Annotated in this window: 22 protein-coding genes; 16 read left to right on the plus strand and 6 right to left on the minus strand. The window is 32.7% G+C overall.

Annotated features, from left to right (window positions below):
* Positions 1–216: 216 nt before the first annotated feature.
* From AC1DVP_RS10130 to AC1DVP_RS10170, 9 genes are all read left to right on the plus strand, one after another.
* The gene (locus AC1DVP_RS10130; protein ID WP_477183349.1) at positions 217–1,452 is read left to right on the plus strand and encodes an HD domain-containing protein; all 1,236 of its coding nucleotides are present in this window, start codon (positions 217–219) and stop codon (positions 1,450–1,452) included.
* A gap of 125 nt (positions 1,453–1,577) precedes the next feature.
* The gene (lpxD, locus tag AC1DVP_RS10135; protein ID WP_477183350.1) at positions 1,578–2,621 is read left to right on the plus strand and encodes a UDP-3-O-(3-hydroxymyristoyl)glucosamine N-acyltransferase; all 1,044 of its coding nucleotides are present in this window, start codon (positions 1,578–1,580) and stop codon (positions 2,619–2,621) included.
* Positions 2,614–4,002: a bifunctional UDP-3-O-[3-hydroxymyristoyl] N-acetylglucosamine deacetylase/3-hydroxyacyl-ACP dehydratase gene (locus AC1DVP_RS10140; RefSeq protein WP_477183351.1), complete on the plus strand. Its 1,389-nt coding sequence runs from the start codon at positions 2,614–2,616 to the stop codon at positions 4,000–4,002. Before lpxD ends, AC1DVP_RS10140 begins: the two co-directional genes overlap by 8 nt.
* A 67-nt stretch (positions 4,003–4,069) precedes the next feature.
* Positions 4,070–4,855, plus strand: coding sequence for an acyl-ACP--UDP-N-acetylglucosamine O-acyltransferase (lpxA, locus tag AC1DVP_RS10145; protein WP_100430762.1), 786 nt, complete (start codon positions 4,070–4,072; stop codon positions 4,853–4,855).
* A gap of 71 nt (positions 4,856–4,926) precedes the next feature.
* Positions 4,927–5,493, plus strand: a complete 567-nt coding sequence (efp, locus tag AC1DVP_RS10150; RefSeq protein ID WP_077376550.1) for an elongation factor P — start codon at positions 4,927–4,929, stop codon at positions 5,491–5,493.
* Positions 5,494–5,560: 67 nt separating this feature from the next.
* On the plus strand, positions 5,561–6,490 hold the full coding sequence (locus tag AC1DVP_RS10155) for a UDP-3-O-(3-hydroxymyristoyl)glucosamine N-acyltransferase (RefSeq protein WP_477183352.1): 930 nt from the start codon (positions 5,561–5,563) through the stop codon (positions 6,488–6,490).
* 2 nt (positions 6,491–6,492) lie between these two features.
* Positions 6,493–6,855 carry a nuclear transport factor 2 family protein gene (locus tag AC1DVP_RS10160; RefSeq protein ID WP_477183353.1) on the plus strand — a complete coding sequence of 121 codons (363 nt, stop codon included), beginning with the start codon at positions 6,493–6,495 and terminating at the stop codon, positions 6,853–6,855.
* Positions 6,856–6,940: 85 nt separating this feature from the next.
* Entirely contained in the window at positions 6,941–7,813 is an 873-nt protein-coding gene (sucD, locus tag AC1DVP_RS10165) for a succinate--CoA ligase subunit alpha (RefSeq protein WP_315203218.1), read from the plus strand.
* Between the two features lie 144 nt (positions 7,814–7,957).
* Entirely contained in the window at positions 7,958–8,386 is a 429-nt protein-coding gene (locus AC1DVP_RS10170) for a hypothetical protein (RefSeq protein ID WP_477183354.1), read from the plus strand.
* Between the two features lie 80 nt (positions 8,387–8,466).
* On the opposite strand, the gene msrB is transcribed toward AC1DVP_RS10170, so the two are convergent.
* Together msrB and AC1DVP_RS10180 are read right to left on the minus strand one after the other, a co-directional pair.
* Complete coding sequence (gene msrB / locus AC1DVP_RS10175) at positions 8,467–8,859, minus strand: peptide-methionine (R)-S-oxide reductase MsrB (RefSeq protein WP_477183355.1); 393 nt, start codon at positions 8,857–8,859, stop codon at positions 8,467–8,469.
* Positions 8,860–8,864: 5 nt separating this feature from the next.
* Positions 8,865–9,734 carry an alpha/beta hydrolase gene (locus AC1DVP_RS10180; protein WP_477183356.1) on the minus strand — a complete coding sequence of 290 codons (870 nt, stop codon included), beginning with the start codon at positions 9,732–9,734 and terminating at the stop codon, positions 8,865–8,867.
* A 192-nt stretch (positions 9,735–9,926) separates the two neighbouring features.
* On the opposite strand from AC1DVP_RS10180, the gene AC1DVP_RS10185 reads away from it, so the two are divergent.
* The 7 genes from AC1DVP_RS10185 (at position 9,927) to AC1DVP_RS10215 (ending at position 21,295) form a co-directional block, all read left to right on the plus strand.
* Entirely contained in the window at positions 9,927–11,357 is a 1,431-nt protein-coding gene (locus tag AC1DVP_RS10185) for a glycogen synthase (RefSeq protein ID WP_477183357.1), read from the plus strand.
* Complete coding sequence (locus AC1DVP_RS10190) at positions 11,347–12,627, plus strand: glucose-1-phosphate adenylyltransferase (RefSeq protein WP_477183358.1); 1,281 nt, start codon at positions 11,347–11,349, stop codon at positions 12,625–12,627. The genes AC1DVP_RS10185 and AC1DVP_RS10190 overlap by 11 nt, the downstream gene beginning before the upstream one ends.
* A 404-nt stretch (positions 12,628–13,031) precedes the next feature.
* The gene (locus tag AC1DVP_RS10195; protein WP_477183359.1) at positions 13,032–14,966 is read left to right on the plus strand and encodes an alpha-1,4-glucan--maltose-1-phosphate maltosyltransferase; all 1,935 of its coding nucleotides are present in this window, start codon (positions 13,032–13,034) and stop codon (positions 14,964–14,966) included.
* Entirely contained in the window at positions 14,966–16,603 is a 1,638-nt protein-coding gene (locus AC1DVP_RS10200) for a maltokinase N-terminal cap-like domain-containing protein (protein WP_477183360.1), read from the plus strand. The genes AC1DVP_RS10195 and AC1DVP_RS10200 overlap by 1 nt, the downstream gene beginning before the upstream one ends.
* A 31-nt stretch (positions 16,604–16,634) precedes the next feature.
* Entirely contained in the window at positions 16,635–18,554 is a 1,920-nt protein-coding gene (glgB, locus tag AC1DVP_RS10205) for a 1,4-alpha-glucan branching protein GlgB (protein WP_477183361.1), read from the plus strand.
* Positions 18,555–18,677: 123 nt separating this feature from the next.
* A complete protein-coding gene (locus AC1DVP_RS10210) occupies positions 18,678–20,009 on the plus strand; it encodes an MFS transporter (RefSeq protein WP_477183362.1) in 1,332 nt (443 codons plus the stop codon).
* Positions 20,010–20,659: 650 nt separating this feature from the next.
* The gene (locus AC1DVP_RS10215) at positions 20,660–21,295 is read left to right on the plus strand and encodes a hypothetical protein (RefSeq protein WP_477183363.1); all 636 of its coding nucleotides are present in this window, start codon (positions 20,660–20,662) and stop codon (positions 21,293–21,295) included.
* Between the two features lie 136 nt (positions 21,296–21,431).
* On the opposite strand, the gene AC1DVP_RS10220 is transcribed toward AC1DVP_RS10215, so the two are convergent.
* From AC1DVP_RS10220 to AC1DVP_RS10235, 4 genes are read right to left on the minus strand one after another with little or no spacing between them, the layout of a single operon-like run.
* The gene (locus tag AC1DVP_RS10220; RefSeq protein ID WP_477183364.1) at positions 21,432–22,151 is read right to left on the minus strand and encodes a head GIN domain-containing protein; all 720 of its coding nucleotides are present in this window, start codon (positions 22,149–22,151) and stop codon (positions 21,432–21,434) included.
* Between the two features lie 42 nt (positions 22,152–22,193).
* The gene (locus AC1DVP_RS10225; protein WP_477183365.1) at positions 22,194–23,264 is read right to left on the minus strand and encodes a hypothetical protein; all 1,071 of its coding nucleotides are present in this window, start codon (positions 23,262–23,264) and stop codon (positions 22,194–22,196) included.
* Entirely contained in the window at positions 23,248–23,784 is a 537-nt protein-coding gene (locus AC1DVP_RS10230) for an anti-sigma factor (RefSeq protein WP_477183366.1), read from the minus strand. The genes AC1DVP_RS10225 and AC1DVP_RS10230 overlap by 17 nt, the downstream gene beginning before the upstream one ends.
* Positions 23,781–24,335, minus strand: coding sequence for an RNA polymerase sigma factor (locus AC1DVP_RS10235; RefSeq protein ID WP_477183367.1), 555 nt, complete (start codon positions 24,333–24,335; stop codon positions 23,781–23,783). The genes AC1DVP_RS10230 and AC1DVP_RS10235 overlap by 4 nt, the downstream gene beginning before the upstream one ends.
* Positions 24,336–24,487 lie beyond the last annotated feature (152 nt).

Genomic DNA, 24,487 nt, shown 5'->3' on the forward strand with positions numbered 1-24,487 from the left:
CTCATTACAAACCCGAGCAAATAGGCTAACGCATCATTCTGCATAAACAAGTAATTTCTAAAAATTATCAAACGCATATATTTTGGATTTTTTTTAGTCTGAAATTTGTATTTTTTATACAGGCAAGTCCAAAAAATTTTGTAATTAGATTACAAATTCGATTCCAGTACTATATACTATTTTAACTATATTTGTTTTCCTTAAAAATACTTAATAGTGTCCCAAATAAATAAATTAAAAATATTCAATGATCCCATTTATGGGTTTATTACCGTACCAAATCCTTTAATCTACGACTTAGTACAACATCCATATTTTCAGCGTTTAAGACGTATTTCGCAAATGGGATTATCCTATTTAGTATATCCAGGAGCTAATCATACCCGCTTCCATCATGCTTTAGGATGCATGCACCTAATGCAAAAGGCAGTTGATGTATTGCGGTTTAAAGAAGTAAAAATCAGCCCAGCGGAAGAAAATGCCTTATACATTGCTATATTACTGCACGATATAGGACATGGCCCTTTTTCTCATGCCATGGAAAGCAGTATTGTTGAAGATGTACATCATGAAGAAATTTCATTATTATTAATGAATCAGCTCAATATAGAATTTAATGGTCAATTGAGTCTGGCTATTCAGGTTTTTAAAGGAGAATACGATCGAAAATTCATGCTGCAATTGATTTCTAGCCAGCTTGATATGGATCGTATGGACTACTTGAAAAGAGACAGTTTTTATTCTGGAGTTTCCGAAGGGAATATCAATTCTGAAAGATTGATTCAGATGATGAATGTTGTTGACGACGTATTGGTAATAGAAGAAAAAGGAATTTATTCGGTCGAAAAGTTTTTGATGTCAAGACGATTAATGTATTGGCAAGTATATTTACACAAAACAAGTCTGGCAGCCGAACTAATTTTGACCAAAGCGCTAAAACGCGCCAAAGAACTGACCGAAAGAGGGATTGTTCTGCCTTGCAGTAAATCGTTATTGTTTTTTATGCAAAATAAGGTAACCTTAGAAACTTTCGACCAAAAAACAGTAAAACTATTTACTAAACTAGATGATTTTGATATTATCAGTGCTTTAAAAGCTTGGGAAGATAATGATGATTTCATTCTTTCCTCATTAAGTAAAATGATTATTAACAGAGACTTATTAAAAATAAAACTAACCAATGACAAGGTTTCTCTAGAAGAACTGCAAATACAAAAAGAACGTTTTTCTGTTCAAAATAAAATTTCTTTGGTTGAAACCAATTATTTCATTTTCAAAGGAAAAATAAAAAGCCAGGCATATAGCAAAATAGCTGAACCTATACGAATATTAAATAAAGATGCTACTATTGAAGATGTTGTAGAGGCTTCTGATCAGCTGAATTTGAAGTCGTTATCAAGGCTGGTAACCAAGTATTATATTTGTTTTCCAAAACAACTGCTTTTAAATTAACATTTAAAACCTATTTTTTATATTTTTGTCGCCATGAATCAAGCCAATCTATTTTTATTATATAGTGTGAGAACTAGCTTTTAGTCTGTTCCATCTTATACTTTTTAAAAATACAATACAATAAGATGAAATTTACAGCTGAACAAATAGCAGGAATATTAGAAGGAGAGATTGTTGGTAATCCCAATGTTGAAGTATCCCGCTTATCTAAAATTGAAGAGGGGACTGAAGGCTCGCTCACTTTTTTATCCAATCCAAAATATACTAACTTCATATATACAACAAAAGCCTCAATTACAATTGTTAACAACACTTTTGTTCCTGAAACACCTATAGATACAACCCTTATAAAAGTAAGTGATGCCTATAAAGCATTTTCTAAATTACTTGAATTTTATAATCAGGTTAAATTAAACAAAAGCGGTATTGAAACCCCTTCATTTATTTCGGAAAATGCCGTTTATGGTAAAAATCTGTATTTAGGCAGCTTTAGTTATATRGGTGACAATGTAACGCTGGGAGACAATGTAAAAATATATCCTGGAAGTTTTATTGGAGACAATGTAAATATAGGTCATAATGTGATTATTTTTGCTGGTGCTAAAATTTATTCCGAAACAGTAATTGGTAATAATTGTACCATTCACTCAGGAGCTATTATTGGTGCTGATGGTTTTGGTTATGCTCCAAATGAAGACGGAACATATGATAAAATTCCACAAATTGGAAATGTAATTATTGGAGATAATGTCGATATTGGTGCCAATTCTACGATTGACAGAGCAACATTAGGATCTACCATAATAAAAGCAGGAGTAAAGCTTGACAATCAAGTTCAGATTGCTCATAATGTTGAAATTGGCAATAATACAKTTATTGCAGCTCAATCAGGAATAGCGGGCTCAACAAAAGTAGGATATAACTGCATGATTGGAGGGCAAGTAGGTATTGTTGGTCACTTAACGATAGGAAATAATGTCCGTATTCAAGCCCAATCTGGGGTTGGACGCAGTATAAAAGACAACGAAATTCTCCAGGGAAGTCCAACTTTTGGATATTCTGATTTTAGTAAATCGTATGTTCATTTTAAGAATTTACCAAAACTGGCGAGAGAAATAGAAGAGTTAAAAAAACAAATATTAAACCAAAAAAATGGAAACAATGGTTAAACAGAAGACCATCAAAACAGAAATTTCGTTAACAGGAGTTGGGTTGCATACTGGAAAAGAAGTAAAAATGACTTTCAAGCCTGCTCCGGTAAACAATGGATTTACATTTGTTCGTGTAGATCTTGAAGGCCATCCTGTTATTGAAGCTGATGCTAATTATGTAGTTAATACACAACGCGGTACTAATTTAGAAAAATTGGGTGTCAAAATTCAAACACCCGAACATGTTTTGGCTGCCTTGATGGGATCTGATTTGGATAACATTATTATCGAACTAGATGCTTCTGAACTTCCAATTATGGACGGCTCTTCAAAATTTTTCATGGAAGCAATTGAAGAAGCAGGTATTCAAGAACAAGAATTAAACCGTAATATATATGTCGTAAAAGAAGTAATTTCATTTACAGATGAAGCTTCTGGAAGTGAAATTATGGTAATGCCGAGTGATCACTATAGTGTGACAACTATGGTTGATTTTGGCACAAAAATATTAGGAACTCAAAATGCCAATTTAAAAACCATCAATGATTTCAAAAATGAAATTTCTAATGCAAGGACATTTAGTTTTTTACATGAATTAGAAGCATTGTTAGAAAATGGATTGATTAAAGGCGGTGATTTAAACAATGCTATTGTATATGTAGACAAAGATATTTCTGAGTCTACAATGGAAAGCTTGAAAAAAGCTTTTGGCAAAGACGAAATTACTGTAAAGCCGAATGGCATCTTGGATAATCTTACTTTGCATTATCCAAATGAAGCCGCAAGACATAAATTATTAGATGTAATTGGTGATTTGGCTTTAATTGGAACTAAAATTCAAGGAAAAATTATTGCCAATAAACCAGGACATTTTGTAAATACTCAGTTTGCAAAAAAAATGTCAAAAATCATCAAAAACGAACAAAGAAATTATGTTCCGACTTATGATTTGAACCAGGAACCATTAATGGATATCCATAAAATTATGGCAATGCTACCACACAGACCTCCATTTTTGTTAATTGACAGAATTATTGAAATGTCTGACAGTCATGTAGTAGGAATGAAAAATGTKACCATGAATGAAAATTTCTTCGTTGGACACTTTCCTAATGCCCCAGTAATGCCTGGAGTTCTGATTGTAGAAGCAATGGCTCAAACTGGCGGTATTTTAGTGTTAAGCACAGTTCCAGACCCTGAAAATTATTTGACTTTTTTCATGAAGATTGATAATGTAAAATTCAAGCAAAAAGTATTGCCTGGAGATACACTTATTTTTAAATGTGATTTAATAACCCCAATACGCAGGGGGATTTGTCACATGCAGGCAAATGCATATGCAAACGGGCGATTAGTTGCTCAAGCTGAATTAATGGCGCAAATTGCCAGAAAACAATAATTTTTTGTTGATTTGATTATCGGATAAACGATTAATCAATTAACAGTTAAACGATTAAACAAAATATATGAATCAACCGTTAGCATACGTTCATCCAGGTGCAAAAATCGCCAAAAATGTTGTAATTGAACCTTTTACAACAATACATAATAATGTTATTATCGGAGATGGAACTTGGATAGGTTCTAATGTTACTATAATGGAAGGTGCTCGAATTGGAAAAAATTGTAACATTTTTCCAGGAGCAGTAATAGCAGCCGTACCTCAAGATTTAAAATTTGGCGGAGAAGATTCTCTAGCCATTATTGGAGACAACTGCACAATTAGAGAATGTGTTACAATTAATAGAGGAACTATAGCTTCTGGGCAAACCACTATCGGAAATAACTGCTTAATTATGGCCGCAGCCCATATCGCTCACGATTGTCATGTAGGAGATAACGCGATCATTGTAAATGGTGTTTTACTAGGAGGTCACGTGACTATTGGCAATTATGCGGTTATTGGCGGCTTATCTGCGGTACATCAATTTATAAGCGTTGGAGATCATGCTATGATTTCTGGTGGTTCTTTGTTGAGAAAAGATGTTCCTCCATATACTAAAGCGGCAAAGGAACCTTTATCTTACGTAGGCATCAATTCTATCGGTCTGAGAAGAAGAGGGTTTTCTACAGAAAAAATAAGAGAAATCCAGGATATTTACCGAATTCTTTATCAAAAAAATTATAATACGACTCAAGCCATTGGTATTATTGAAGCTGAAATGGAGGCAACAACAGAGCGTGATGAGATATTAGACTTTATTCGTAATTCTTCTCGCGGTGTCATGAAAGGCTATACAGGAAATTATTAAACAATAAAAAGCAAAATAGACATTGCTTTTTTCTTCAAATTAAAAAAAACGAATTACTAAATTAATACAAAATGGCATCTACATCAGATATTAAAAACGGATTGTGCATCAAATATAACAATGATATTTACAAAATCATTGAATTTCTTCATGTGAAACCAGGTAAAGGACCTGCATTTGTCAGAACAAAATTAAGAAGTCTGAGCAATGGTAAAGTATTGGATAATACATTTTCTGCAGGACATAAAATTGATGAAGTAAGAGTTGAAAATCATAAATTTCAGTTTTTATACCCTGAAGGTGATTTATTCCACTTTATGAATGTAGAGACTTTCGAACAAATTTCTTTAAATAAAAACATACTTGATTCACCAGATTTATTAAAAGAAGGTGAAAATGTAATGGTAAGTATCAACACCGAGACTGACTTGCCTCTTTCTGTAGATATGCCAGCATCTGTAATCCTTGAAGTTACTTATGCCGAACCAGGCATAAAAGGTAACACTGCTACAAATGCAACTAAATCAGCAACCGTTGAAACTGGAGCTACTGTAAACGTCCCTTTATTTATTAATGAGGGAGATAAAATTAAAATTGATACTGCATCAGGTTCTTATATGGAACGTGTTAAAGCATAGTTTTTCCAAAATCCGTATTCAGTTGTTTAAACTAAATACGGATTTTTTATATAAAGAATATTAAATTATGAAATTTCCAAAAGTTTATTCTCTACAACATATTGCAAATTTGCTTGAATGTGAATTTGTAGGTGATGCTTTGTTCCCTGTTCATGGCATGAATGAAATTCATGTTGTAGAATCTGGAGATATCGTTTTTGTAGATCATCCAAAATATTACGACAAAGCATTAAATTCTGCAGCTACTATTGTTTTAATAAACAAAAAAGTGGAATGCCCTGATGGTAAAGCATTGTTGATTTCTGCCGATCCTTTTAGAGATTTCAATGTTTTAACAAAGCATTTTAAACCTTTTGAGCAAGCAGCTATTACAGTTTCTCCTTCTTCTAAAATTGGAAAAGGAACGGTTATTCAGCCAAATGCTTTTATTGGAAACAATGTAGTTATTGGAGAAAATTGTCTGATACATGCTAATGTCACCATTTATGACCACACTATTATAGGCAATAATGTGATTATACATTCAGGTTCAGTTCTTGGTGCTGATGCTTTTTATTACAAAAAAAGACCCGAAGGTTATGATCAATTACTGTCAGGAGGCAGAGTTGTAATAAAAGACAATGTTGGAATTGGAGCCCTTTGCACCATTGACAAAGGAGTTACAGGAGATACAACTATTGGCGAAGGCACAAAAATTGATAATCAAGTGCATGTTGGCCACGATACGATTATTGGTAAAAAATGCTTAATTGCTTCCCAAACTGGCATTGCTGGTTGCGTTATTATTGAGGATGAAGTCACAATTTGGGGGCAAGTTGGTACTACAAGCGGTATTACTATAGGTGCCAATGCAGTTATTATGGGGCAAACAGGTGTAACAAAATCAATAGAAGGCGGAAAAAGCTATTTCGGTACACCAATTCAAGAATCAAGAGAAAAATTAAAGCAACTGGCAAATATTAAGAAGATTCCTGAAATTTTAAATAAATTGAAATAATTATGTCTGCTAAAGAAATTGTAAAAAGTTTTTATAAATCAGATGCCTTCATTAACACTGCAATAATGAAAGAGTATCTGCATCCAGAGTGCATTTTGGATTGGAATAGCAGCAAAGGGTTTATTCAAATGGATTACGAAGCACTAATAAATTTGACTAATGAAATCAGCAGAGCTTATGTACGAAGCAAAGCAAGAATCAGTCATATTATAGAAGAAGGGAATATGGTTTCTGTCCGTTTTTCACATTATGTAAAAACGATAGAAAATCCAAGAGAAGAAATGTTTTTGGCTCATATTATGATCATATGGGAAATAAAAGATAATAAATTATACAGAGGATATCAAATGAGTCAAGTTTCGTAATTATTTTTATTATAAAAAAGTATAAAATAATTGCAAAAGACTTACTTTTGCGAAACAATTTTAAAAACTATATAAAAAATATATCATGAGTGTTTTAGTTAATAAAGATTCAAAAATAATTGTTCAGGGATTTACTGGAAGCGAAGGAACATTCCACGCTACTCAAATGATTGAATACGGTACAAATGTTGTTGGTGGTGTTACTCCTGGAAAAGGAGGGACTACACATTTGGACCTTCCTGTTTTCAACACAGTAAAAGATGCAGTTTTGCAGGCTGGAGCTGATACTACAATTATTTTTGTACCGCCTGCTTTTGCTGCAGATGCTATTATGGAAGCTGCAGATGCAGGAATAAAAGTAATCATTGCAATTACAGAAGGAATTCCAGTTGCTGATATGATTAAAGCTAACAGCTATGTTAAAGAAAGAAACGCTAGGTTAATTGGACCAAACTGCCCAGGTGTTATAACTCCAGGTGAAGCTAAAGTTGGGATTATGCCAGGTTTCGTTTTCAAAAAAGGAACAGTTGGAATTGTTTCAAAATCAGGAACTTTAACTTATGAAGCTGCTGACCAAGTTGTAAAACAAGGTTTAGGAATCACAACTGCTATCGGAATTGGCGGAGATCCAATCATTGGAACAACTACTAAAGAAGCTGTAGAATTATTAATGAACGATCCAGAAACTGAATGTATCGTAATGATTGGTGAAATTGGAGGTCAATTAGAAGCTGATGCTGCTAAATGGATCAAAGCCGATGGTAACCGCAAGCCAGTTGTAGGTTTCATTGCAGGAGTTACAGCTCCAGCAGGACGTACTATGGGACACGCAGGTGCAATTGTTGGAGGTTCTGACGATACAGCTGAAGCTAAAAAACAAATTATGAGAGAAAACGGAATTCACGTTGTTGATTCTCCAGCTGAAATTGGTAAGAAAGTAAAAGAAGTATTGGGATAATCTCCAATATTCAAAATAAAAAATTCCAAAAAAAAGTCTCAATATTTTGTTGAGACTTTTTTACATTTTTTAAAATGTGTGGAATATAATTAAAAACTTAGCACCTAAGATTCTAAGAATCTTAGGTGCTTAAAAATTAAAAATATGTACAAAGAATTAGAAAAGTTTGCAGTAAAAGGAAATTTTACGTTTGCACAGGAAGATAATCTAGAAGCTGTTTGTAACGCTTCAGATGCAGGAAGCGGTGTTTTTGTTGTTTATGCTGTTGCAAATGATTCCAAAGAATTAATAATGGTTGGTTCTACAGGAACAGTTCAAAATGACGGGACTTTGAAAAGCAAAAATGGCGGTCTTTATGACAAAATTGTAAATGGCCAGCAATTTGCAAAAACAGGAAGAAAATATTCTTGGCCTTCACAAATGAAAAAAGAAAACATTGATACATTAGAAGTTTTATGGTTTGAAACTTTTAATGGTGATATAAAATCAATTCCAACTAGTGTTGAAGGGCAAATTTTACAATCTTTTTTAGACGAAACTGGAAAACTGCCAAGATGGAATGTAGCTTTTTAATTCATTTTGATACAAACAAAAAATGCTTTACAGGAAATGTAAAGCATTTTTTGTTTGATTAAGTCTTTAGAATAACATACTTATTTTTCTTTAAAATCAACCGATAAAGAATTTACACAATACCGTTGTCCCGTTTTTGTTGGACCGTCTTCAAAAACATGGCCTAAATGTCCACCGCAATTGGCACAAACTATTTCAGTTCGTGTCATTCCATGTGTTGCGTCCGGTATGTATTCTACTTTTCCGGGTATTGATTCATCAAATGATGGCCATCCGCAATGTGCATCAAACTTAGAGTTGCTTTCAAACAGGGGAGTGCCACAACCGCCACAACAATAAAGGCCATTTTCAAAATGCAGATTATATTTTCCAGTATGCGGATATTCAGTTCCTTTTTGACGAAGAATCCGATAACGCTCAGTACCTAATTCTTCTTCCCATTCTTTCTCTGATTTTTCAAAAGGATAATTCATGATTATTATTTTTCAATAAAATTAATTATTTTTTCAATCACTTGGTGATCTGCCAGTATTTTTCTGTGGCCTAATTTCTCAGTCAGCATTAATTCACCGTTTTTGAGATGCTTATGAATATTGATTCCTGCTTTAACTGGCACTTCAGGATCATTTTTGTCGTGAATAACCAAAGTTGGGATTAAGGTTGTTTCTGCTGCTTTGTAAACACTGTAATCATTCATTTTTCCTCCATATTTATCTTCAAAACGCTCACATAATAGTCTACTTATGATTGGTTTTAATTCTAATTTAGCAACAAAATCATCGGTAATATCCTGTACAATATCCCCACTTCCGATAATAACAGCCTTATCCACTTTTAATCCGTCTTTTATTGCATTCATTACAGACATTCCTCCTAAAGAATGGCCAATAGCAATTTCAAATGGTCCGAACTGTTTGTCAATTTCAATAATAGAAGCAATAAAATCAATCATAATAGTCGAATTCCCTGGAGATTTGCCATGCGCTGGCGCATCAAAACTTACGGTTGTGTATCCTAATTTAATTAATTCATCTGCAATTTTATACAATTGTGTTCCCCTGCCTGACCAGCCATGAACTAAAAGCACTTTTTTGTCTGTACCCCTTTTACCATATTCATAAACATTAACTTTTCTGTCTATTGTCGGAATTGTAATTATTTGCTGCATGCTTTTTTCATCCATTTCAATTTCTCGTTTTGGAATCTTATGTTTTATTGGGGTAATAAACAATTTGGAGGCATAGATAGTAGCCCATTTTGTTGACAGAAACGAAATAACCTTACTGGATAGTATTATAATTTTTGGAATTTTTAAAGGTTTAGTATGTTTTGATGCATTTTTTGTCATATTGATAAAATTTTTAGAAGCCTTTATATATTAATTTTTTTTAACTAAATTTAAAAAACACAAAAGTACTATAAATTTAATGTTAATATAATTTAGTTTTTTACAATAAAATTTACAATTTTTTAAATTTTGTATCTTCATTGAGACATCTGAAAAAAATTAACGCTTTAAGAAAATTTAAATAATTAATGAATGGAAATACTTCACGTGGGTGCAGAATGTTACCCAGTAGCAAAAGTGGGGGGACTGGCAGATGTAATTGGTTCATTGCCAAAATATCAAAATAATACAGAGAATAATGTTAGCGTAACTATTCCATGTTACCAGGCAGCATTTAGATTAGAGAATGATTTTGAATGTATTCATTGGGGAAAATTAAAATTAGGCCATTTCAATTTTCCCTATAGTGTACTCAAAGAAACATCAGATAAACTAGGATTTGAGCTTTATTTAATTGAAATACCAGAGCTTTTTGACAGGCCAAATATTTATAACTATAGAGATGATACTGAACGTTTTTTGTCCTTTCAGATTGCAGTTTTAGACTGGATAGCCGGATTAAGCATAATACCTGATATTATTCATTGTCATGATCATCATACAGGGTTAATTCCGTTTATGAAAAAGTATTGCCCGAAATATGAAAAATTAAAAAATATACCCACAATTATAACCATTCACAATGGCATATATCAAGGGATATTTACATTTAACAAGTTGTATTATTTGCCTGAATTTGATTTAATCAACATAAAAGAATTAGAGTGGAGTAATTGTATTAACTCATTAGCGGCAGCAATAAAATGTTCTGATGAAATCACAACAGTGTCAACAAGTTATCTTAATGAAATTAATTATTCTGATAATGGTCTTGAAACTTTATTTCAGCAGGTGAGGCACAAATCAAGAGGGATTCTTAACGGAATTGATTTAGATGTCTGGGATCCAAATAGCGATCCGATGCTAGAAACGAATTATTCGGTTACTAGCATTAATGAAGGAAAACAAAAAAATAGAGAACAGTTGTGTTCGCTTTTTAATATGAACCCGGCAAAACCGCTTTTTAGTTTTATTGGAAGATTGTATAATGAAAAAGGAGCCGATTTGTTACCCAAGGTTATATCATTGATTATGACAGCATATAAAGACGAGATTAATTTTTTAATTTTAGGATATGGTGACGTCGAAATAGAAAATCAGCTTAAACAATTACTTGAGGTCTACAAAGTAAACTATCATGTTCACATTGGTTATGATGAAAAATTAGCGCATAAAACATATGCTGGTTCTGATTTTATTTTAATCCCGTCCCGCATTGAACCTTGCGGATTAAACCAAATGTATGCAATGCGTTATGGAACAGTTCCAATAGTAAGAAGAACTGGAGGACTGAAAGATACTATTACTGATTTTGAAGATAATGGAAATGGCATTTGCCATGATCAGGCATCTGTAGAAGACATTTGTGATGCTATACATAGAGCTGTCGGTTTATATTCAGATAAAGAAGCCATCGGCCAAATTAGAATTAAAGGAATGAACACAGACCATTCTTGGGAACACGTAAGCCAAGAATATTTAGAATTATATAATCTAATTATTGCAAAAAGACATGAAAATTAAAAAGAAAAATGTTATCGCTATTATTTTAGGAGGAGGTCAGGGTTCAAGATTATTTCCTCTAACTGCCAAAAGATCAAAACCCGCTGTGCCGATAGGCGGAAAATATCGATTAGTAGACATTCCTATTTCGAATTGCATCAATTCAGATATTTATAAGATGTTTGTATTGACACAATTCAATTCCGCTTCTTTAAATGCACATATTAAAAACACGTATAATTTTAGCATTTTCAGTCATTCCTTTGTTGATATTTTGGCCGCTGAACAGACGCCAGATAATCCAACTTGGTTTCAGGGAACTGCAGATGCAGTAAGGCAATGTATGCCACATTTTTTAAATCATGATTTTGATTATGCTCTAATTCTATCTGGAGACCAATTATATCAGATGGATTTTAATGAAATGCTTGAAGCTCATATTGAGACCGAAGCCGATATTTCTATCGCAACATTACCTGTAAATGACAAAGACGCTCCTGAGTTTGGAATATTAAAAACCAATTCTGAAAGCTGTATTGAATCTTTCATCGAAAAACCCGCAAAAGAATTATTGCCTAACTGGAAATCAGAGGTAAGCGATGAGATGAAAAGCCAAGGAAAGCATTATTTGGCTTCGATGGGAATCTATATTTTTAATAGAAAACTATTAATTGAATTGATGTCTGACACAGAAACCAAAGATTTTGGAAAAGAAATCATTCCGCAAGCTGTTGGAAATAAAAAACTGCTAAGTTATCAATATGAAGGTTATTGGACTGATATTGGAAATATCGATTCATTTTTTGAGGCAAACATTGGATTAACAGATGATATTCCTCAATTTAATCTGTTCGATAATGACAATAGAATCTATACTCGACCACGATTGCTGTCACCATCTAAGTTTCATAACACACTAGTTGAAAGATCTTTAATTTCAGAGGGCTGTATTATTCATGCCAAAGAAATCACCAAATCAATTATAGGAAATCGTTCTCGAATAGGAGAGGGGACTGTAATTCAGCACAGCTATGTAATGGGTAATGATTTATATCAAAGCATTGAAAATATCAAGGAAGACATTGAAAACAATATTCCATTAATTGGTATCGGTGAAAGATGCTTTATTCATAATGCAATTGTCGATAAAAACTGCAGAATCGGTAATGACGTATATGTAAAAGGAGGAAAACACTTGAAGGATTCTGTCAATGAATTATATTGCGTAAAAGAAGGCATTGTCGTGATTCGAAAAGGAGCCATAATTCCAAATAACTTTACCGTCAAATAAGTCAACTATTTTAAAATTTTATATCTAAAAAACTAATTACACCAAATAGACAGTTCAATTCATTGCACTTTCAATTTGGTGTAATTAGCAATTAAAGGTTTTTAGCTTTACATAAAACTTCAATTATTTTAAGAATCAATTCAAAATTTTCTAATTAATTTGATTATTTCACTAAAAAAAGGAATAATTGGGTTTTAACGCAAAACGATTACAGTTATTTTAAAAAACCAATTATTTTCTTTCAGTAATAATGCAAAAAAAGTTGCTCAATTCAGTAATTTTATTGGTTATTCATAACAAATAAAGAGGAATGAATCAAATTAATAGATTATTTGCATTTCTTAAAATTAGTTTCTATAAACCCTTAATATTTACTAAATTTCATATTCAATTTAACTAATACTATGCAAAATCAAACCCGAATAATTATAGAAAATGTTTTACCGCAGCTCAATAGCGGGAGCTTCGCAATTAAAAGGATTGTTGGTCAAAAAATTTTTGTAACGGCTGAAGTTTTTTCAGATGGACATGATGTTGTAGAATGCTGTGTAAAATTCAAGCATGAGAATGATAACAATTGGCAGGAAGTTCGAATGACTCCAACCCAAAATGATGAATGGTTTGCAGAATTTCAAGTAGATAAACAAGGAAAGTATGCCTATTTTGTTGAAGGATGGGTGGATTATGCCTTGAACTGGCAACATGGTACTGAAAGGAAGATTAATGACAATCAATATGTAAAATCAGAATTACTGGAAGGTGCAGAATATGTTCGTGCAATTCTCAATTTAGTTGATGCTTCCGATAATGAATATCTCAATCGGCTTGTTTATTATTTCACTACAGAATCCGAATATGATAATGCTGTTAGAGAAGCAAAATCTTCAGCCCTTATCAGGATTTTCAAAAAATATCCAATCCGATTTTTGGAAAACAAATCGATTGATTTAGAAATATATGTAGATCGTAAAAAAGCATTGTTTAGTACTTGGTATGAATTTTTTCCTCGTTCGGCATCATCAGAAGAAGGAAGGCACGGTACTTTTAAAGATTGCGAAAGATTGCTTCCCAGAGTTGCCGAAATGGGATTTGACACGCTTTATTTTCCTCCGATTCATCCCATTGGAGAAATAAACAGAAAAGGGAAAAATAATGCTACAAATGCCGAATATGGAGATGTAGGTTCTCCTTGGGGGATTGGTTCGCATCATGGCGGACACAAATCAACCCATCCTGAATTAGGGACAATTGACGATTTTAAAGAATTAGTAAAGAAAGCGCAGGATTTAGGAATCGAAGTAGCAATGGATTATGCCCTGCAGGCCGCACCGGATCATCCTTACGTTAAAGATTTTCCGCAATGGTTTAAATGGAGACCCGACGGAACTGTTCAATATGCCGAAAATCCCCCAAAAAAATACCAAGACATTCAGCCTATATATTTTGAAAGCTCCGACTGGAAGAATTTATGGAAAGAACTCTTGGATGTAGCTCTATTTTGGATTGAAGAATGCAATATTAGGATTTACCGAGTAGACAATCCGCACACCAAGCCCTTTTATTTTTGGGGCTGGTTGATAGCCGAAATCAAAAAGAAACATCCCGATGTATTGTTTTTGGCTGAAGCATTTACACGACCCAAAATTATGAATGAGTTGGCAAAACAAGGTTTCAGCCAATCTTATTCATATTTTACTTGGAGAAATTCCAAACAAGAATTAACCGAATATGTTGAGGAATTAACGCAAACAGAACAGAAAGAATTTTACAGACCTAATTTTTGGCCAAATACGCCAGATATTAATCCTTTTGCTTTACAGCATGGTAATGAGTCGGTTCATCTGCAGAAATACTTTTTGGCAGCAACCTTAAGTTCTAATGTTGGGATTTATGGCCCCGTTTTTGAATATATGGTGAGTACGCCGATGGCTCCCGGTAAAGAAGAATATTTGCATTCTGAAAAATACCAATGTTACACATGGGACTGGAGTATTCAAAATAAATTAATTACTCTTATTACTCGTATCAATTTCCTTAGAAGAGAACATTTATCTTTACAGCAAACCAACAATATTGTTTTTTGCGATACCAATAATGACCAAGTAATCGCTTATTATAAGTTTGACGATGATAAGCAGGACGAAACTTTGATGATAGTTAGCCTGGATTCACATCATACAGGCAAAGCAATGGTCAGACTGCCTGTAGATAAAATCGGAACGCATAACATTCAGATTACCGATTTGATTACCGGAAATTCCTATTCATGGAATAATGAATGGAATTATGTAGAACTTCCCCCAGAATTGCCATTTCATCTATTTAAAATTCAGAAATAATGGTTGATAAAATTAACGAAGCCGAATATAAAAACCCGCTTGTATTTCATACAGATTGGAACGATGCGCTTGAAGACGAAAATTTTATTAAAATTTTTGCTTCCGATATTTTAGAAAATTACATTATCAATAAAAGATGGTACGGTGGTAAAGCAAGTACCCTGAAATATATTGAAATTGTACATTCCTTTAAAATAAGTTCAAATGACAATACTTATTACGGCGTTTTATTGGAAGTTAATTTTAAAGAAGCTTTTTATCAGCATTATTTCATGCCATTGGCATTTATGTCCGAAAAAGATTTGGACACCAATACAGTTATAGCTCCAGTTATAATGAACGAAAAGGAGGGATATCTTGTGGATGCGTTACACCAAGAAGATTTTAGAAAACTTCTTTTTGAGAAAATCATCCATTCCAAAAAAAATGAGGAATCCAATGTTACCTTTCATAAAGGGAAAAATTTGCATTCCAAAGAGTATATTTCATCGTATTTTATGGGGGTCGAGCAAAGCAACACTTCAATAGTTTACAATGATAATCTGGTTCTGAAAATTTTCAGGAGAATTTATATCAGCATGAATCCTGATTATGAAATTAGCAGATTCCTAACCGAAAGAATGAATTTTAAATATTCCCCGGCCTATACAGGAAGCATTAGCATCGTTTCATCTGACGGAAATATTACGCTTGGCTTAATGCAGGAATTGGTTCCCAATCAGGGAGATGCCTGGAAATATATGCTTGAGGAAGTGGATCGGATTTTTGAAAATTTAAAAGCAAAAAAGATTTCTGTCGGCAAACTCCCGGAAGTAGATTTATTTAAAAGATTAAAAATAAACGATGTCCCTCACGAAATCATTGATTGGGCGGGATTGAGCGTCTTTTTGAAAATTAAAACTTTGGCAACCCGCACAGCCGAAATGCATATTGCTTTGGGCAGTGATATCCATGAAACGGCATTTACACCGCTTACTTATAATGGCGATTATTCGGTTTGGCTTAAAAATAGGTTAACCTATCAGTTTCAAAACCGATTGAATATATTAGAAAATAATCTGCACAAATTGGATGGTTTAGAATTAGAGTTGGCCAATCAGTTTTTGGATCATAAAAAAGAAATCAGAAAAGTTTTTCTTGATTTTGACTGGACGCAAATGAAATCGGAACGCATTCGAATACATGGCGACTATCATTTGGGACAAGTTTTGGTCAATGGCGATGATTTCTTTATTCTTGATTTTGAAGGAGAGCCTGAAAGCACTATTCGTGATCGAAAAGTGAAGCAACCGCCATTGAAAGATGTCGCTGGAATGTTCCGTTCTTTTCATTATGCAATTTATGCCACTATCTTTAACAGCAACGATAAATATCCATACGAGCAGGAGGAACTTTTTCAGGCAGGGGAAATTTTATATAAATATTTTGTTGGAGTTTTTCTGAATACTTACACTGAAGTGGCTCAAGCCGGCAATCTAAATATTGGATACTCGAAAGAAATAGATTTTTTATTGAAATATTGCCTTTTGGAAAAAGCAGTTTATGAATTGGGATATGAATTGAATTCGAGACCGAGATGGTCAGTAATTCCGTTGACAGGAATTGCCAGTATAATGGAGTTTAATAAAATTAGTTGATTACAATCTCACAAGAAAATAAAATACAAAAATGAACAAAGTACAAACCTATTCGCTTTTTACAGATTTTGATATTGATTTATTCAAAGCAGGTAAACATTTTAGACTTTATGAAAAATTAGGAGCACATCTTATTGAAGTAGATGGAGTGAAAGGAGTTTATTTTGCAGTTTGGGCGCCATCTGCAAAAACGGTTTCTGTTATAGGCGATTTTAATTACTGGATTCAAGGCGAACATCCTTTGCAGGTGCGTTGGGATTCATCGGGCATTTGGGAAGGATTTATCCCCAGAATTGAACAAGGAACTACCTATAAATACAAAATACAGTCTAACAACGGTGGCATCATTACCGAAAAAGCCGATCCTTTTGCTTTTTATTGCGAAAAACCACCCCATACCGCTTCCGTTATTTGGGATCTCGACTATAACTGGAAAGACAAAAAATGGATGCAAACCCGCAAAGAACATAACGATTTGGATAAACCATATTCAGTCTATGAAGTACATTTAGGCTCTTGGAAAAGACATGGGAAAGAAAACCGATTTTTGACTTATCTAGAATTTGCCGAAGATCTGGTAAAATATGTAAAAGAAACTGGATTTACCCATGTAGAGTTCATGCCGGTTATGGAATATCCTTATGACCCATCGTGGGGCTATCAATTGGTAGGCTATTTTGCACCAACTTCCCGTTTTGGAAACCCTCAAGATTTTATGGTATTGGTAGATAAATTGCATCAGGCAGGTATTGGAGTTATTCTGGATTGGGTTCCTTCACATTTTCCAGAAGATGCTCATGGATTGGGATTTTTTGACGGTTCCAATTTATTTGAACACCCAGACCGCAGAAAAGGATATCATCCTGACTGGAAGAGCTTAGTTTTTAATTATGGACGAAATGAAGTTCGTTCCTTTTTAATTAGTAATGCTTTGTTTTGGTTACACCATTATCATATTGACGGTCTTAGGGTTGATGCTGTTGCATCAATGCTTTATTTAGATTATTCCAGAAACGAGGGAGAGTGGGAACCTAATATTTATGGAGGAAGGGAAAACCTAGACACAATCAGCTTTTTGAAAGATTTTAATGAAGCTGTRTATGCTAATTATGAGGGGGTACAAACAATCGCTGAAGAAAGCACTTCTTTCCCAATGGTTTCCAGACCAACATTTGCTGGAGGATTAGGTTTTGGAATGAAATGGATGATGGGTTGGATGCACGATACATTAGAATATTTTCAAAAAGAAACGGTCTATCGAAAATACCATCAAAATGATTTAACTTTTTCCATGACCTATACTTATACGGAAAATTTTATGTTACCGCTTTCACATGATGAAGTAGTATATGGAAAAAAGTCAATTGCAGGGAGAATGCCTGGGGATGAGTGGCAAAAATTCGCTAATCTGCGATTGCTTTATGGTTACATGTTTACGCATCCGGGAACCAAATTATTATTTATGGGATCCGAATTTGGCCAAAGCAGCGAATGGAATTTTCAAAACAGCTTGGATTGGCATTTATTGCAGTATCCTTTTCATAACGGTATAAAATTAACTATTACAAAGCTTAATAAATTATATAAAACAGAACCTGCTTTACATGAAAAACAATTCAGTCCAGAAGGTTTTGAATGGATTAATTATTCAGATCATGAAAATGCGGTAATGTCTTTCATTAGAAAAGGAAAGAATCCAAAAGATGATTTAATTGTTGTTCTCAATTTTACTCAGGTAGTACGTGAAAATTATAGAATAGGCATTACTAAACCAGGAAAACTTACAGAAATATTCAATAGTGATGACTCTGATTTTGGCGGAAGCGGAGTGAAAAACAGTAAAAATTTGTTCGTTGAAAACAATCCGTATGACGGAAAAGAATACTCGGCAATTTTAACACTTCCCCCTTTGAGTGCTGTTGTTTTTAAAAAAGATAATACTAAATTATAAATCACAAAAGAGCTGAGTACAAAATAATAATGATTTAGCATTATAAAATTAATGCTGTTTATAGTTCAATTTTTGTTATTCCAATTAAAAAATAAATAAATTCGCAGAATAAAAAAGACAAGTATGGTAGATTTAGCAAAAGGGAGCAAAAAATTATTGAACGCATGGGCATTTTACGATTGGGCAAATTCAGTTTATCCTTTAGTAATTTCATCAGCTATATTTCCAATTTTTTACGAAGCATTATTTTCAGAAAGAAATCATTACATAACCGTATTTGGAATGAGTTTTAAAAATTCCGCTTTAATTAGTTTTGTAACTGCCGGAGCTTTTTTGATGGTCGCTATTTTTTCTCCGCTATTATCAGGAATAGCCGATTATGTTGGAAATAAAAAATCCTTTATGAAATTCTTTTGCTATTTAGGTGCATGTTCCTGTATTGGCTTGAATTGGTTTAGCTTAGAAAATATTTATGTTGGGTTATTTTTTTACTTTTTTGGATTAATTGGTTTTTGGGGGAGTTTGGTGTTTTACAATTCCTATTTGCCCGACATTGCATATCCGGAACAGCAGGATGCGGTAAGCGCCAAAGGCTATTCTCTCGGATATATTGGCAGCGTGATTTTATTAATTCTAAATCTTGGAATGGTAATGTTTCCTGATGCTTTTGGTATTACGGGGGCCAGTAAAGGTGAAGCTGCAATGAAAGCAATGAAATACTCTTTTGTTATGGTTGGAATTTGGTGGATGCTTTTCAGTCAATACACTTATTATTTTTTACCGAAAGGAAACAAAAACGAAGCTAGAAAAGTGTCCAAAACTGTTGTCTTTAATGGCTTCAATGAATTAAAAAAAGTTTGGAAATTATTAGAAGCTAACATTCCCTTAAAAAGATATTTACTAAGTTTTTTTGTTTACAGTATGGCTGTTCAGACGGTGATGCTTATTGCCACTTATTTTGGTTCACAGGAAATCGCATGGGAATCTCCAAGCCAAAGTCAGACGGGGTTAATTATCTGTATTTTATTAATACAAATAATTGCGGTTATTGGTGCGGTTTTAACTTCAAAAGCATCAGCCAAATTTGGGAATATACCAACTCTTATTGCAATCAATTGTTTTTGGGTTGTACTTTGTTCTGCTGCTTATTTCATACGCACTCCTAATGAGTTTTATATCATGGCGGCGCTTGTAGGGCTTGTAATGGGAGGAATTCAAGCATTGTCCCGTTCAACCTATTCTAAACTTTTACCAGAAACAGAAGATACTGCTTCCTTTTTTAGCTTTTATGATGTTACCGAAAAAATTGGAATTGTAATTGGAATGTGTGTTTATGGTATTATTGATCAAATTACCGGAAGTCCAAGACTAGCCATTGTGTTTTTAGCTCTATTCTTTGTAATAGGTGTATTGCTTTTGAACAGAGTACCCAAAAGTGAGGCTGTATCAAAATAAATAGTTGTTTGTATTACGCTATATTTATTTAGTTTTTAAGCGCTATAAAAGTTTAAAACTAGATAAACTTAGATTAAACTGTATTTGCCAAAATACAGTATTACAAAATTGAAATCCAATAAATTCAAGCCTTATCTGTCACGCCTTAATTTAGCTTTTCACAAGTAAAAATTGAATATCATTTGCAAAGTAAATTTGCATATTGCATTTTGTTCCAAAAATTAATTACTCTTTTACTAACAATTGACGATTGATAAGATTCAAAAGTACATTTACAATCATTTTTTGAGTTTAATTAACTTTTAAAAAAATAAAAAAAATAAAAAAAATAAGTAATTGTTAATCAGCGTATTATTGATTAATTTAATAAAAATTGTCTTCGTATCAGTTTTTTTTTACAATAATTAAATATCAGTCAATTATATTTGCACAAAAATAGCTTTATAATATTGGAAATATTACGGGAATTTAGGAAAATAATTACGGTAATTTAGTTTAAATATATTTTTCACTTCTGCTTTTTAAGCAGCGAAAAACAATCAAATTATAATAACTATTTCTTATGATTCAGAAACAAATCTATTTTTTATTTAATATAGACATTTTTTAATTAACCCATCAATTTACTATTTATAAAAATTTAACCAACTATGAAAAAAATCGTTTTTGCATTTCTGCTTATGACTGCTATGGCTCAAGGACAATCATTTAATTACGACAGGTTATTCCTTGAAAGCGGAATTGGAGCAGGATTTCCATTATCTCAATTTTCCCCTGCTGGAAACAGTAACGGAACCATTTCATTAATACATTTTCAAGGAGCTTTGCGCTACATGTTCAACGAAAATGTTGGAGTAATGGGAAGTTTAAATTATGATCTTTTTAAAAATGACTTTAATCAAAAAAGCGAACAAAAATTAGCTGGTTTAGAATTAGTTTATAATGTCGGAAAGACCCTTAATTTATCTGGAAATTCCGATAATTTCACAATGTTACTACATGGTGGTCTAAATGCTGGTGCAATATCAAGCAAATATAAAGATCATGATAACATAGGTGCTGTAGTTTTCGGAATTAAGCCAGTATGGGCATTTAATGATAAAGTTTCTTTCTTTGCTGACGCAACATACAAAAGCATAATTGGACAAGAGGTTTATTATAACGGACAAAATACAACTTTTCCAAATCCAGGCAAATTTTCAAGCAGTCAATTTGCTTTGACTTTTGGAATTATAGCTTCTTTAGGAAATAACCGTACGAATGCTGATTTTTTCCATATCAGATAATATAATCATTAAAGCATAAAAAAAGAGGTCAATGAATTGACCTCTTTTTTTATGCTTTAAATTTATCTGTATGAACAATACAAAAAATAATCTTCAAAAAATTGGTTTAGAAAACCGCTATAAACAATGATTACGGTTATATTTTTGAAATTTCACCAGAACCACTCACTTTAGTATCTTTCGATTGAGGATTGCCTTTATATGCAATATCACCAGAACCTGAAACTCTAGCATATAAGCTGTCACTACAATTTACTTTCATATCGCCCGATCCAGAAACTGTTAAATTTGCTTTCTTCGCAATTAAATTAACCGCATCGACATCACCGGATCCTGAAATTTTAGAAGTAAAATTATCTGCATTTCCATTGATAACAACATCTCCAGAACCACTAAGGTGAGCTTCAAAATCTGTAGCTTTAACATCCAGAGTCAAATCTCCTGAACCAGATAATTTAGCTTTTAAATTTTTGGCAACAATTGTATTTTTAGACTTAAGAACACCTGAACCAGAAAGAGAAACAGCACTAATTTGCTTGAAAGGAACTGTCAGAACAATGTCTTCTTTGGTATTAATATTTATATTTTTCTCAGTATAAATATGCAGAACATTATCTTTTACTTCAACTTTGATGTAAGGCAATAAATTTTCTTCTCCTTTGATAGTTATTTCCCCTTCTTTTCCTGAAACCAAAACTACATCAAAAAAACCGGAAACACTGATTTCGTCATACTCAGCTGTAGTTCTTTTTTCGGTAACTATTTTTCCATTGCCTTTAATTTTGTTCCATTGGGCATGTCCTGTAGCTGTAACTGACAAAGCTCCTAAAATGATTAATTGAAGAGTTTTTTCCATTTTTAATTGATTTAAAATTAATTTTTGATTTTGTGATTGAAACTATTTTTGAACATAATTTTTATACAATTTCACATTCCCATATTCGGAAGTAACCGTGATTTTATTTTCTCCTTTTTTCTTAAAATAACCACTCACTCTTTTGGTATAATTGGTTTCTTCTTTCGAACTAACATTCAATTCATTATCGTATTTAAAATCGGCATATTTTACACTCACGTCAAAATCAAAAACATAATTCGAGTCAAAACCTATGTTAACCCCCGTATATTCAGTCGCGATGGCTATTCTATTTGCTTTCGACTGAATAGCATCAATAGAAAGATTACTGTATTTAGTACATAATTTTAATTGATTAGTAATTGATCCAATATCGATTGATAAATAATTACCGTTTGCATCCAAGGTATTGACTTTGTAAATTTTAATACTGCCATATTTATTATTATACTTTACATCACCACCGTCACCAATTTCTATTTCAGAATAATCTGAAATCAAATCGATTTTGGCAACACGATCTATTCTCAATTCAGAATATTTTGAAGTTACTAAACCATTTTTTAAATAATCGATTGTAGATTTTGAACAATAGTCAATTTGGATTTTATTGAAGCTTCCATTTAGATTCGCCAAATTAATTTTGCCATACTTACAATTAATATCGGTTGCAGAAAATAGATTAGTCGTGCTAATATTACCGTATTTATTATTCAAGGTTACCGATCCATTTTTAGGAATCTTGATGGTGTAATTAATTTCGAAACTATTATTCCTTCCATTATTTTTAGAAACATTATTCTCAAATACTGTCTTAGCTGTGACCATACTTTTTAATGCTATAAAATTTACATCGATGGCATCCAGTTTTTGAGTAACCCATCTTTCACTGTCACCGCTGACTTTGATTAGGACATCGATTTCAATTTTATCTTCATTCCATGTAGTCACAAAAATATTTCCATAAGAGTTGTCAATATTGATACCAGCATCGCTGTTGACTATATAAGCCTTATAAATACTTTTTTGTTTCGTATAGCTAAAATCATCATTAGAAAATCCAAAAAAAGGAATTAAAAAAAGTATCAAGAATATTTTAAATTGTTTTTTCATCGTTTAAATTTTTAAGTTTTTCAGATTCTTCTATATGCTGCAAAACACTTTGCAAAAAAGAAATCCTAGTTTGAAGATTACTTATCATAGCATAAATCAGAGGTTTGCTTTCGCCATTAGTTTCTAATTCATGTATAATTTTTACATAATCGCTATCCAGCGATTTCATTTGTTTCAAGGCATCATTTATGATTTTCTCATTTTCTGGTGACTTTTTTTCTTTTATTTTTTCCATTTCATTTCTGATCAGCACAGTAAAAATGGAATCGGTCTGTTTTGTTTCTTTAGACGCAAATTTCAATTCTTTTGGTTTATCATTATTTGTATAAAGTAATGACACCCCTAGCAAAACAACTACTGAAGCAGCAACAGCATAAATAAAACTGTAATTCCTTTTTTTCTTTTTAAGAGTCAGTTTCTTTGAAAACCTATCTATATGCTGACTGTCTAACTCATGGACATCCCACTGATTTTCTAAATTTTCAAATAACTGATCTAATTTTTCATTTTCATTTTTCATAACTCATTTAATTTTTTTCTTAAGCTTTCTTTAGCTCTGCTCAAAGTTGTTCTACAATTTGCATAACTAATTTTAAGAATTTCGCTTATTTCCTCCTGATCATAACCTTCTATATAAAACAAAGTTAAAACCATGCTGTAATTGTATTTCAAGGACTGAATAGCATCCAGAACCTGCTTGATTTTTAAATCATTAAAATCTAATTTTTCTTCCCGCTCATTATCGTTTTCTTCTAATTTGTAAAGTGTTTTTTCAAAGTCTTCTGTTTTAAATTGATTGTTTTTTTTGTAAAAATCAATACTGTAATTAACTATAATCCGTTTCAACCAAGCACCAAAAGCAACTTCCTGCTTGAAATCATTAATTTTGGTAAATGCCTTCAAAAAGCCTTCCTGCATGACGTCTTCGGCAAAATGCTCATCTTTCACAATTCTATAGGCCACATTATACATCGCCTTGCAATAGCGATTATAAATCTCAAATTGTGCTTTCTGACTATTCTCTTTGCAAAGCGAAATTAATTCCTCGATATTTTGATTCTTCAGATCCAATTAAATAGTAATGATTTGTAGTAAAGACATGGAAGTTTTTGGTTTGTTACAGTTTTTATAAAAATAATTCATTTTGGCGTAATTTCATGAACTCCACAAGTTTAATTCGGGCGTGACCCTCCGTCTCGTCTTTTGGGACGAGACGGAGGGTC

It is taken from the genome of Flavobacterium sp. P3_A6 (genome assembly GCF_056403035.1).